A 12824-nucleotide genomic window follows, 5' to 3' on the forward strand; every position below is an offset into this window, starting at 1 on the left:
AGCGGCGGCTAGCCGCGCGCAGGCAGCACGGCACGAGTGCGCTGTCCGGGCACCACGTGGCCGGCACTTTTTCGGACTGGTAGAGTCACACCGTCGTCGTTACCGATACTGACTGGAGACCTTTCCTCATGGCCAGCTACAAGCAGTTGACTGCGCAGCTCGAGAAGCTCCACAAGGAGGTGGAGGTGGCGCGCGAAAAGGAGATGGCGCAGGTCATCGCGGAGATCAAACAACTGATCGACGAATTCGACATCACGGCCGAAGAGCTCGGGTTTGCGACGGCCGGCACGAAAGGCGCTAAAACAAAGGGCCGCAAGTCCGCCTTGCCGCCGCGCTATCGAAATCCGAAGACGGGCGAAACGTGGAGTGGACGTGGCCGCTCACCAGGGTGGCTGGCCGGCAAGAACCGCGAACGGTTTTTGATCGAAAGCTGATGCGCCTGTTGCGGGTGGCGTGTTCGCGCTGACGTCGAATTGTCGTTCCGACGCAGGTGAGTCTCGATGCGTCGTATCTCGCACCGCTCCTCAAGTCCCGAAAACTCTCACCTTTCGTCGTTCGGACGTCTCCGTTCAAACAGATGTGACGTTGTTTTGTCGAACGTCCATGTCGTGGTGACCCCATCTCCCTCTTTCAGGCGACGCCGCCCGGCGTGCAAGTGTCGATGCATGAAGCGTCGCGTTGAGAATGCCTTCACGAAACGACGGAAAGCCTTATACAGGAAGGCTTTTCGGCGATCTTGAAGATTCACTTTCAGGAGCCGCAAGCGGTGTCGCGAGGTTGTCTATCGACATCGCTTCGCCTGCTGATCGTGTGCTGACGCGGGATGTGGCAAGCATTGCGAATCACAGAAAGATCACGTTGCGATATACCTCGCGCAACAGGTCCCGAAAACCCTCACCCTTCGCGCGCCGGGCCCCGGGTCAGCAGTTGCCCTCGGTGGAAACCCGGAAATGAGTCCGTCTCATACCCCGGATCAAAAATCATCGATTCATGGTCCCGCGTGGCTCGCCGCACAATCAGCCATCGACTAACCCCCACTTCCGACGGGACAGACCATGAGCGCAACAGCGGACAAGCAACTCTATATCGGTGAAGGATTCGAAGGCCCGGGCGTGAACCTCGCGCACATCAACGTGCTGGTCGGCCCGCGCAGTGGTCCCGCGGGTCAGGCCTTCGCAACCGCGCTTGCCACGCCTTCCAGCGGTCATGCGCCGTTCGTCGTGATCGCCCGTCCGGGTGTCCCGACCAAGCCGCTCACGCTGTATGTGAACAAGGCGCAGATCGATGGCGACTTCCACGGCAACGCGACGTGGGGCGCTTCGCAGGCCGGCATCGCGCGTGCGGTTGCCGAGTCGCTCGAAAACGGCACGTTGCCGCCGGAAGCGGAAAACGACTGGGTCGTTGTGTCGGCGAACTGGGTCAATCCAGAGACCGATGACCTCGACGCCGTCTACGAAAACAACTATCACGCATGCCGGAACGCGATTCTCGCCGCCATGAAGGGCTTGCCGCATCGCGACGAAGTATTCGCTGCCGCGCGCGACGTCTCGAATCCGTTCTACACGCCGAAACAACGCTAATCGATATCACGTGATCCGCGCGCCACGACGGAGATCTGACGTCGCGCGATCCCGAACTCAGGAGACAGATTCATGGAATACGTTCGTCTGGGCCAGTCGGGCCTGAAGGTGTCGCGTCTGTGCCTTGGCACGATGAACATGGGCACGCCGCAATGGAAGCCCTGGATTTTCGACGAAGCGCAAAGCGAACCGATCGTGCGTCACGCGCTGGAAGCGGGCGTTAACTTCATCGATCTCGCCGATTTCTATTCGACCGGTGCTGGCGAAGAGGTCGTGGGCCGCATTCTCAAGCGCCTTGCGCGCCGTGAGGAAATTGTCGTGACGACCAAGGTCGGCTACGACATGGGCACGTATCAGAACGCGGGCGGCCATTCGCGCAAGCACATCATGGACGGCATCGACGGGTCGCTTACGCGGCTCGGGATGGATTACGTCGACGTCTACATGCTGCACTACTTCGATGTGAACACACCTGTCGAAGAGACGATGGGCGCGCTCAACGACATCGTGCGTGCGGGCAAGGCGCGCTATATCGGTGTGTCGACGATGTACACGTGGCAGTTCGCGAAGATCATGCAGGTCTGCGACCGCAACGGCTGGCACAAGCCGGTCAACATGCAGTTGCAGCTGAACCTTGCATATCGCGAGGAAGCGCGCGAGATGATTCCGTACTGTATCGATCAGGGCGTCGGCGTGTCGGTGTTCAGCCCGCTCGCACGCGGTCTGCTGACAGGCGATCCGGGTTCGACGCGTAACCAGACCGACTTCTTCACCGCGCAGATGTATGGCGACGTGGCATCGCGAGAGATTGCCGCTTCGGTGGCGCGCGTCGCCGCGCGGCGCGGCGTGAGCGCCGCGCAGATCGCGCAGGCGTGGGTGCTGGGTCATGGCGGCGTGTCGAGCATGCTGGTGGGCGCGGATACGCCTGCGCAGTTCGACAGTGCGCTTGCCGCACTCGATACGAAACTAGACGCCGACGAACGCTACGAACTCGAACGCAACTACACGCCGTGCGATCTGATCAACGATTACACGGCGGGCCGCCGCGTTGCGCGTGAGCCGCGTGCCGCACAAGGCGTTTTCGTCGACACATTGGGAAAGGCAGCATGAGTCAGTTTCTGCGTGAAGGACATTACATCGGCGGTGAGTGGCATGACGCCGGCGCCGGGGAAACCTATGCCGTGTGCAATCCGGCTACGGGCGATGTAATCGCGAACGTCGCGAAGGGCGGCGCGGCCGAAACGGCACACGCCATCGCGGCTGCGGCAAAAGCGCTGCCCGCGTGGCGTGCATTGACCGCGAAGGAACGCGCGGCCCGCGTGAAGCGCTGGGGCGAGTTGATGCTCGAAAACCGCGATGCGCTTGCTGAGCTCATGGTGCGTGAACAGGGTAAGCCGCTCGCCGAGGCGCGGGGTGAAGTCGGCTACGCGGCGAGCTTCTTCGAATGGTTTGCCGAAGAAGCGAAACGCAGCTACGGCGACGTGATTCCGAGCCCGAATCCGAAGGCGAAGATCATCGTGACGCGCGAGCCGGTTGGGGTCGTCGCGGCGATTACACCGTGGAATTTCCCGCTCGCGATGATCACGCGTAAAGCGGGCCCGGCACTCGCGGCAGGGTGCACGATGGTGCTTAAGCCTTCGGAAGAAACGCCACTGTCGGCATTTGCACTGGCGATTCTCGCTGAACAGGCTGGCATTCCGGCAGGCGTATTCAACATCGTTTCCGGCGACGCCGTCGCGATCGGCGGCGCGCTCACGCAATCGCCGGTCGTGCGGAAGCTGTCGTTCACCGGCTCGACGCGTGTCGGCAAGCTCCTCGCGAAGCAATCGGCCGACACGCTCAAGAAGCTGTCGCTCGAACTCGGCGGCAATGCGCCCTTCATCGTGTTCGACGATGCGGATATCGATGCCGCCGTGCAGGGCGCGATGGCATCGAAGTTCCGCAACACAGGGCAGACGTGCGTGTGCGTGAACCGCTTCTACGTGCAGGACGGCGTCTACGACGCGTTCACGCAGGCACTCACGAAGGCGGTGAAGGCGATGCGTGTCGGCAATGCGCTGCAGGGCGAAGTCGAACAGGGTCCGCTGATCAACGAAGCCGCGCTGAAGAAAGTCGAAACGCACGTCGCCGACGCGCTGCAGAAAGGCGCAAAGGTGCTGACGGGCGGCAGCCGTCACGCGCTGGGCGGCACGTTCTATGAGCCGACGGTACTGGTGAACGCAACGAAATCGATGCTGATCGCCGGGGAAGAAACCTTCGGCCCCGTCGCCGCCTGCTTCCGCTTTACGACTGAAGAAGAGGCGGTCGCTGCGGCGAACGATACGCCGTTCGGTCTGTCCGCATATTTCTACACGCGTGATCTGGGCCGCTCTTGGCGCGTCGCGGAAGCGCTGGAAAGCGGCATGGTCGGCATCAACGAAGGCATTGTGTCGACCGAAGTCGCGCCGTTTGGTGGCGTGAAGGAATCGGGGCTCGGCCGTGAAGGCTCGAAGTACGGTCTCGATGAATACACCGAACTGAAGTACATGATGATGGGCGGTCTCGGCCGCTGACCCGCAAGGGTGCTCGCCCGCCCGTGCCATCGATGCACGCGGCAGGCGGATCTGTTACACGCGTTTGCCCGACCACGGGCAACGCATCGCCCAAAAAACAGGGAGACACATGAGCAATCAGGATATCCAGGCGGGCACGCTCGGGCTTGCACCGGCTTCTTCCAAATCGCGCGCGGCAACCGCTGGCGCCCCGGCGCCGGCGCAAGCCCGTGTTGGCCTTGACGACGTGCCGCTCAACGCATTCCACGTCAAGATTGCGGGGCTCACCTTTGGCGCGCATTTCACCGAAGGCTATGCGCTCGGCACGATCGGCTACGCGCTCGCCTCGTTGAACCGGCAGATGCCGCTCGACGCGTTCTGGACCGGCATGATCGGCAGTTCGGCGCTGATGGGGATTTTCGTCGGCAGCCTGGTGTTCGGCTGGCTGTCGGACCGCCTTGGTCGTCAGAAGATCTTTTTGCTCAGTTTCCTCATCATCACCGTGGCCGCGTTAGCGCAGTTCTATGTGGCTTCGCCGTTCGCACTGTGCGCGTTACGGGTGTTGATCGGCTTCGGGATGGGCGGCGATTTTGCTGTTGGCCACGCGATACTCGCGGAATTTTCGCCGCGAAAACATCGCGGCACCCTGCTGGGCTCGTTCAGCGTGATCTGGACGATTGGCTATGTCGTCGCGAATGTGCTTGGCATGCACTACGCGGATGCTTCGCCGGATGCGTGGCGCTGGCTGCTCGCATCGGCGGGTGTGCCCGCATTCCTCGTGCTGCTGATGCGTATCGGCACGCCTGAGTCGCCGCGCTGGCTGGCCGGTCATGGACGGATCGCCGAAGCGAAAGCGATCGTCCTGAAGCACTTTGGTCCAAATGTCACGCTCGACGGCAGCGTCGAAGAACACCGTCACAGCGGCTTTGGGCGGCTGTTTAAAAAGGACATGATCCGTCGCACGGTTTTCAACTGCGCGTTCTTCGTGTGCCTCGTGATCCCGTATTTTGCGATCTACACGTTCTTGCCGGGCATCCTCAAGGTGATTCACCTGAACGAAGGCTTCGGCGCGGATTTCCTGCTGAATGGTTTCCTGGTGCTTGGCGCGCTGATGGGTATCTGGCTCACGATCAAGCTGCCGCGCCGCACGTTCCTGATCGGATCGTTCGCCGTCACCTGCCTGTCACTGGTCGCGCTGAGCGTGCTGCCCAATTCGGCGACGGTGGCGATGATCGTCGCATTCGCCGTTTTTACGTTGACGATGTCGGCCTTCTCGAACCTGGTCGGCGTGTTTCCGCCGGAGTGCTTCCCGACTGAAGTGCGCGCGTGCGGCGTCGGTCTTGCGATCGCGTGCAGCCGGCTCGGTTCGGCGGTGGGCACCTTCCTGCTGCCGCTCGGCATCGCGCAACTCGGCTTCCACGCGACGATGATGGTGCTCGCGGCGGTGCTGCTGATCGGCATGGTGGTATCGATTGCGTGGGCACCCGAGACGAAGCACCTGACGCTCAACGAAGCCAGCCGGAGCTGAAATTCCGTTCGGCGTCCCTTCCAGGGGGGCCGCCGTCCGTCCGACCCGGGCGCCCCGTTTCCCGACGCGGGCGCCCATGACGTGTATCATTCGTCCCGGCGCTGTTCTGTGCCGGGAATTCGCGTTTTTCGACCAGTTCCCCGCCTTCGCCGCCGCGTCAGGCCGAGCCGACGCACCAGCCCGCGCCGGTCACAGGCCTTTGCGCGCGCTCGAACCCCTACCGTGATTCCCAGCACCGATGTCAGTCTCCGAACTCAAACGCCGCCGTACCTTTGCGGTCATTTCCCACCCCGACGCGGGCAAGACCACGCTTACCGAAAAGCTGCTGCTGTTTTCGGGTGCGATCCAGATCGCCGGCACCGTGAAGGGCCGCAAGAGCAATCGCTATGCGACGTCGGACTGGATGGAGATCGAAAAGCAGCGCGGCATTTCGGTCGCGAGCTCGGTGATGCAGTTCGAGTACGGCGACGCGGTCATCAACCTGCTCGACACGCCGGGCCACGAAGACTTCTCTGAAGACACGTACCGCGTGCTGACGGCGGTCGACGCGGCCGTGATGGTGATCGACGGCGCGAACGGCGTCGAAGCGCAAACGCTGAAGCTGCTCGAAGTGTGCCGCAGCCGCAAGACGCCGATCGTCACCTTCATCAACAAGCTTGACCGCGAAGTGCGCGAACCGCTCGAACTACTCGATGAAATCGAGGAACACCTTGGCGTGGCGGCGGTGCCGTTCACGTGGCCGATCGGCATGGGCAAGGAGTTCCAGGGCGTCTACGACATCCAGCGCGACCAGGTACGCGTGTTCCGCGCGGGTCAGGACACGGCCGGCGGCGCGGTGGAAACGCTGCACAACATTTCCGACGAAGACGGCGAAAAGCGCTTCGGCCAGGCATGGACGCGTGCGAAGGACGAAATCGAACTGATCACCGGCGCGTCGCCGGAATTCGATCGCGAAGCGTTCCTCGCAGGTCAACAGTCGCCGGTGCTGTTCGGCTCGGCGATCAACAACTTCGGCGTGAAGGAAATTCTCGACGCGCTCGTCGACCTCGCGCCGCCGCCTTCGATGCGCATGGCGGTGCAACGTCCGGTCATGCCGGACGAGCCGAAGTTCACGGGTGTCGTGTTCAAGGTGCAGGCCAACATGGATCCTTCGCACCGCGACCGCGTGGCGTTCATCCGCGTGTGCTCGGGGCATTTCGAGCGTGGCATGGCACTGAAGGTGACGCGCTCGGGCAAGACGTTTCGCGCGAGCAATGTGGTGACGTTCCTGTCGCAGCGTCGCGAGACGGTGAGTGAAGCGTATGCGGGCGACATCATCGGCATCCCGAATCACGGTACGCTTTCGCTCGGCGATACGCTGACCGAAGGCGAGATGCTGCAGTTCGTCGGCCTGCCGTTCTTCGCGCCGGAGATTTTCCAGACGGTCGAAGTGGTCGATCCGATGCGCGCCAAGCAGCTTGGCGAAGCGCTGAAGCAGCTCGGCGAAGAGGGCGCGATTCAGGTATTCCGTCCGGACCTGGGCGGCCTGACGATTCTCGGCGCGGTCGGGCAACTGCAGTTTGAAGTGGTGTCGCACCGGCTGTCGACCGAATACAAGGTCGACGTGCGGATGGCGCCGGCGCGTTACCGCATGTCGCGCTGGGTGACGTGTGACGATCCGGCGGAACTGCGTCGCTTTACCGATTCGTACGCGGCGCGGATCGCGCTCGACGCATCGAACGCGCCGACGTATCTCGCTTCGCACATCTCCGAGATCGAAGTCGCGCAAAAGGCGTGGCCGAAGATCGTTTTCAACGAACTGCGCGAGCATTCCGGCGCGCCGTTCAAGAAGGCGATGTAACGCGGTTCTTCCACGCGAAGGCGCGCAAAGCCGGGCGCAGGCGGGCCCGGCTTTTTTTATTCCATCTTTAGCACTTCTTCCCGCAGCCAGCTGGCAAACGCCTGGACATGCTCCAGCGCGGCGTGCCGCTGCTCGATGTCCAGCCAGTAACCAAACGGCCCGTTGACTTCGACCGTGGACAATGTCACGAGACTTGCGTCGGCCAGCTCGTCGACGATCATGTTGCGATCGACGATCGCGAGACCGACGCCTTTGCGCGCCGCGTTGATCGCCTGTTGCAGGTTCGAAAATTCGATACCGTTTTCGGCATGACGCTCGGGCAATCCTGCTGTGGCGAGCCACGCGGGCCACAGGTTGAGTCGCGTTCCGTTATGGAGCACATGCAGTGCGGGCATTCTATCGAGCAGCGCTTCCAGGGATTCCCCGGCGAGCCTGGGCGCGCCAACCAGCGTGTGACGCTCGATCATCAGTAGCGCGGAGTGCGCGTCAGGCAGGCCATCGCGGCCGAAGCGGATGTTGCAATGGCAATCGTCGGTTGGCTCCGTGCGTACCGACAGTTCGACGTCCGGTAACTCGACAGCGAGCGAGCCCAGCCGCGGCGAGAACCACTGCGTGGCGAAGGTCGGCGGCACAGAGAGTACGAGCCGCCGGCGTCCGCTTGCGGTGGTGATCTGGCGCGTGCCGTGTTCGATGGTATCGAACGCGTCCGATACGCACGGCAGCAGATGCTGGCCCGCCACCGTCAGCCTGATGCCCTTGTGGTCGCGCTCGAAGAGCTTCGCGCCGAGCGACTCCTCGAGAATCTTGATCTGCCGGCTCACTGCACCCTGCGTGACGCATAGCGCCGTCGCCGCCCGGTTGAAACTCAGGTGGCGGGCAGTCTCCTCGAAGAATCGCAACGCGATCAGCGATGGCAGGCGTCGCATGGTCTGGTCCTTCTGTCTTTTCTGGTGTTTCGTCGGCGCGCTGTCAGGGGGTGTCTCCGGAATCTGTACCCGTCCTGATGTTGCCGCGGCCTGTCTGTCATCCGACGGGCGCCGCCTTGTCAGTGGCGCCCGTCACAGGGCCGAATGTTACCGCCAGTTGAGCCAGAATTCAGCGCCGCGCAGCGACTTTTCTTGACGCGGCGCGGCGAGGGCGTTTGCCGTCGCGCAGTGGCCGCGTCTCGTAAACATCCGGTTACCGCTCATATATAAGCGGTAATCTATTTATCGGAGTGCGCAACTGCGCAGGACCATGGGATGCGCGCTTCGCGTTCGCCGGGCTGGCCGGATTCGCGCGAGCCACCCGCGCCGACTTCGCCTATCCTGTGAGTTAATGCGGGCCCACCATGCGGCTGCTCGCGCCATTCAGACCTTGCCCCGCGGAGTACCTGTGACCGTTCGCAATCTCGACGCGCTGTTTCGACCGGAATCCGTTGCCGTCATCGGCGCCTCGAAGCGGCCGGGCAGCATCGGCGAGATGGTGTGGACGCGCGTACTCGACGGGGGTTTCGGCGGCACGCTGTGGCCGGTCAATCCGAAGTACGACGAACTCGACGGACATCGCGTGTTTGCTGACGTCGGCGATCTCACCTTGCCGCCGACCGTCGCATTGATCTGCACGCCGCCTGCAACGTGGGCCGCGATCGTGCACCGGCTCGGTGGCATGGGAACGCGCGCGGCGATCATCGTCGGCGAAGTGCGTTGCGACGACGACCGGACGGCGCTGCGTCATACGCTGGCTGCTGCGAGGCCGCATCTGTTGCGTATCGTCGGGCCCGGCAGTATCGGTGTCATGACGCCTGCGCTGGGCGCGCATCTCGGCGCGCCGTCGTCCACCGTGAAGGCGGGCGGTGTCGCCTGGGTATCGCAGTCGAATGCGTTGACGAACGCGGTGCTCGGCTGGGCGCATGCGCGCGGGCTCGGCTTCTCGCACGCGGTTGCGCTTGGCGACGAAGCGGACGTCGATGCGGGCGATGTTCTCGACTATCTCGCGAGCGATCCCGGCACGCGCGCGATCCTGCTCGAACTCGATACGGTGCGCGCGGCGCGCAAGTTCATGTCGGCGGCACGCGCGGCGGCGCGCAACAAGCCAGTGCTCGCGCTGCGCCCAGGCCGCGCCGATCCCTCCGACGCGCTTTACACGGCCGCGTTTCGTCGCGCGGGGATGGTGCGCGTCGATTCGCTCGACGATCTGCTCGACGAAATCGAAACGCTCGGCGTGGGCCGCGTCGCAGCCAGCGATACGGCGACGCTCATCACCAGCGATCGCGGCGTCGCGGCGCTCGCATGCGACGCATTCGTCGCGGCCGGTGACACGCTCGCGCGCTGGCCCGACGGCGCGACCGAAGTCGTGAGACAAGCGTTGCCGAATGTGACGCCGGGTAACCCGTTGCTGCTTGGCGATGACGCGCGTCCCGAACACTTCGGCACGGCGCTCGAAGTGCTGGCGTCGCAGCGCGCAACTGGCACCGCATTCGTTGTCCACGCGTCGACGCACAGTGCGCCCGCTGCGCAGGTCGCGCGCGTGCTGATCGCACAGCACAAGTTTGCGTATCGCGGGCTGCTGGCGTGCTTCTTTGGTGGCGTCGATACCGCAACGCGCGACGCGTTGCACGCGCAGGGCATTCCGGTGCACACGACGCCGCAGCGTCTTGCAAGCGCGTTCGCGCGTCTGGTCGATTACCGGCTCGGCCGTGAATTGCTGATGCAGACGCCGGAAGGTTTGCCCGCGCGGCTTCCCGAATCGATCGACGCCGCGCAGGCCGAAGCATGCGCTGCATTGGCAGCGGCCGAAGCGGCACACGCCGGCGAATCGACGGGAGTGAAGTTAACGGGCGAGGGCGCTGCGCGTCTGCTGGGACACTTTGGGCTGGTCGTCGAGCCGAAAGAATCGGCGGAGCGGGTGGTGGTCGATATCACGGTCGAATTGCATGATGACGAGAACTTCGGACCGGTGTTTCTGTTCACGGCGCCGTCGCCCGATGATGTGTCGCCGCCGATGCGCACCTATGGCCTGCCGCCGCTCAATCCGATTCTCGCGCGCGACATCGTCGGGCGTTCGCCGTACGCGCGGTATGTGCCCGCTGAGCCGTCGTTGATCGCGTTGACGGCGCTATCGCAGGCGGTGTGCGACGTCCGCGAGATTGTCGGCCTTTCGCTGACGTTACGCGTGTTCCAGTCGCGCACGGTGGTGGTCGCGCCGTGCGTGAGGCTGGCGCGCAAGCGCAGCCGGCTTGCGATCGTGCCTTATCCGCGGCGCTTCGAAGAGACGCTCGACTGGCACGGCCTGCGCGTGACGATCCGGCCGATCCGGCCGGAAGATGAAGCCGCGCACAGCGAGCTGGTGAAGGCGATGACGCCCGATGATTTGCGGCTGCGTTTTTTCGGGGCGGTGCGCAGCTTCGATCACTCGCAACTCGCGCGGATGACACAGATCGATTACGACCGGGAAATGGCGTTGATCGCAACGATCACCGACGAGCACGGCTCGACGCACACCATCGGCGTGGTGCGCGCGATCGCCGATCCCGACAACGAAACGGCCGAATTTGCGGTGGCGCTTCGTTCGGACCAGAAGGGACGCAAGCTGGGGCGCCTGCTGATCGAACGGATCATCGCGTATACGCGGGCGCGCGGCACGCATTGGCTCGTCGGCGAAGCGCTGCGGGAGAACACGCCGATGATCCGGCTCGCGCAGGCATGTGGTTTCACAGTGACGACGACAGAGGATCCTGGGGTGGTGGGGTTCAGGCTGGCGCTGGAGGAGTCTTCATCGCCTGCGCCAACATAATCATGCCCCCAGCTTCGCCGCCTGCTCCTCAACCTGCGCACGCGACACCGCCAGTTCTTCGAGCCACGCTTCCGCATACACCGCGCCGGTTTCCTTTTCCAGGCGCGCGATCGTCGCCGCACAACGCACCGCATCCTTCGGCGTCGCGATAAAGCTCTTCACCGACTCGCCGCCCGAGAACGCCTCGAACAGCGGCACGCGGATTTCTTCCGGCAATGCACGTGTCCATTGATACGGCTTGCCATTGAACGTGAACGAAGGCGGCAGCACGCGTTCCTTCTTCGCAGCCGGAATCAGGCCGTACGTACGCGCCGCATCGGCGATCTGTTCGGACGAGAAAAGCTCGTCGGGGGTGATGTCGAACTGCTGGATATGCGCTTCGATAGCCTGCATCGCAGCCGCGCGATCGTCGCGTTTTTTCTGCGCGCGCGCGACGATATCGCGTAACTCGTCGGCTTCCTCGCTCGTGATCGTGAAGCTGGCCTGCTTTTGCTGAAGCTCGGAAAAACGCTGGAATTCGTGATCGTTCAGAAGTTTAGCCATGACGTATGCAAAGGGCGCGCACGACACACAATCGTGCGGCGGTTTCGGAAAGGGCCGCTATTCTAACGCGTCTCCGCTATCGCACAAGCCCGTTCCGGTTTCCGCGCGCGCATGCACGTGCGCCCTCACACACGCTCACGAAACATCGAAAGCGCCTCGACCGTTTCGCGCAACATGTCGGTCACCGCTTCGAGCGTCGGCGCGACGTATTCGTCGATACGCCGCAGATACGGACACGTCATCACCGCAATCGCCTGACCCGATGGTCCGAGTACCGGGAATGTCAGATCGGTGACGCCGAACGTCTGCTGGCTGTCCTTCTTCGAAAAGCCCGCCTTACGCGTCTCCTCACACACACGCTCCAGCGCGTCGCGATCGATCGTCACTTCGCCTTTTACCTTCGTATGTTCCGCGAGCAGATGCGCGCGCTGCTCGGGCGTCTGGAATGCGAGCATCACGCGGCCGGATCCGGTATCGATCAGCCCGACGCGCGAACCCAGCCGCACGGAAATGCCCCACGTGCCCGGCCCATCGACCTGCGCGATCACGAGCAGGTTGCCACGGTCGTACACGACGAGATGACACGATTGCTCGGCAGTATCGGCGAACCGCTGCATCAGCGGCAGCGCTTCGGAAATCAGCCGGTTCATCGGCGGATGTCGATGCCCGAGCGCATACAGCTTCAGGCTCAGCGAATAACGGTCGCCACCCGGAGAGCGCACCACGTACTGCCGCGCGACGAGCCGCTCCAGCATCCGGTACATCTCGCTCGCGTTGCGGCCGAGCAGCTTTGTAATCTCCGCGCGCGTCAATCCGCCTTTCTGCTCCGCGAGCAGTTCAAGGATGTCGAGGCCCTTGTCGAGTGCGGGCGCGCGGTAGCGGTCGGCGTCGTCCTTGTCTTCCAGATCGGTTTCCATCGTGATTCAGGTCCTCATGCAATTCATCGGCTGCCTGGCGCGTGAGTGTAGATCGTTACGCGCGGCGAGCCGCCAGGGAAAACACGGACGGATGGTGCAGTGCACTTTCCC

General features: G+C 63.4%; 10 protein-coding genes. 7 read left to right on the forward strand and 3 right to left on the reverse strand.

The genetic code is table 11. The features are described from left to right. Nucleotides 1-128 precede the first annotated feature (128 nt). From P3T16_RS25720 to P3T16_RS25745, 6 genes are all read left to right on the forward strand, one after another. Nucleotides 129-434, forward strand: coding sequence for an H-NS family nucleoid-associated regulatory protein (locus P3T16_RS25720; RefSeq protein ID WP_429254039.1), 306 nt, complete (start codon nt 129-131; stop codon nt 432-434). A 621-nt stretch (nt 435-1055) separates the two neighbouring features. Further along, a complete protein-coding gene (fae, locus tag P3T16_RS25725) occupies nt 1056-1580 on the forward strand; it encodes a formaldehyde-activating enzyme (RefSeq protein WP_429254040.1) in 525 nt (174 codons plus the stop codon). 72 nt (nt 1581-1652) lie between these two features. After that, entirely contained in the window at nt 1653-2690 is a 1038-nt protein-coding gene (locus P3T16_RS25730; RefSeq protein ID WP_429344417.1) for an aldo/keto reductase, read from the forward strand. Next, on the forward strand, nt 2687-4132 hold the full coding sequence (locus P3T16_RS25735) for an NAD-dependent succinate-semialdehyde dehydrogenase (protein WP_429344418.1): 1446 nt from the start codon (nt 2687-2689) through the stop codon (nt 4130-4132). Before P3T16_RS25730 ends, P3T16_RS25735 begins: the two co-directional genes overlap by 4 nt. 109 nt (nt 4133-4241) lie before the next feature. Further along, nucleotides 4242-5639, forward strand: coding sequence for an MFS transporter (locus P3T16_RS25740; RefSeq protein WP_429344419.1), 1398 nt, complete (start codon nt 4242-4244; stop codon nt 5637-5639). A gap of 238 nt (nt 5640-5877) precedes the next feature. Continuing rightward, the gene (locus tag P3T16_RS25745) at nt 5878-7479 is read left to right on the forward strand and encodes a peptide chain release factor 3 (protein ID WP_429344420.1); all 1602 of its coding nucleotides are present in this window, start codon (nt 5878-5880) and stop codon (nt 7477-7479) included. Nucleotides 7480-7535: 56 nt separating this feature from the next. Here P3T16_RS25745 and P3T16_RS25750 read toward each other — a convergent pair whose 3' ends face one another. Beyond that, a complete protein-coding gene (locus tag P3T16_RS25750) occupies nt 7536-8405 on the reverse strand; it encodes a LysR family transcriptional regulator (RefSeq protein ID WP_429344421.1) in 870 nt (289 codons plus the stop codon). A 448-nt stretch (nt 8406-8853) separates the two neighbouring features. Here P3T16_RS25750 and P3T16_RS25755 point away from each other — a divergent pair, with 448 nt between their 5' ends. Next, nucleotides 8854-11253: a GNAT family N-acetyltransferase gene (locus tag P3T16_RS25755; protein ID WP_429344422.1), complete on the forward strand. Its 2400-nt coding sequence runs from the start codon at nt 8854-8856 to the stop codon at nt 11251-11253. On the opposite strand, the gene P3T16_RS25760 is transcribed toward P3T16_RS25755, so the two are convergent. Beyond that, a complete protein-coding gene (locus tag P3T16_RS25760; RefSeq protein ID WP_429344423.1) occupies nt 11254-11796 on the reverse strand; it encodes a hypothetical protein in 543 nt (180 codons plus the stop codon). 125 nt (nt 11797-11921) lie between these two features. Then, on the reverse strand, nt 11922-12713 hold the full coding sequence (locus P3T16_RS25765; RefSeq protein WP_429254048.1) for an IclR family transcriptional regulator: 792 nt from the start codon (nt 12711-12713) through the stop codon (nt 11922-11924). Nucleotides 12714-12824: the final 111 nt, after the last annotated feature.

Source organism: Paraburkholderia sp. GAS42 (assembly GCF_050436565.1).
In the GTDB taxonomy this organism is placed as follows: domain Bacteria; phylum Pseudomonadota; class Gammaproteobacteria; order Burkholderiales; family Burkholderiaceae; genus Paraburkholderia.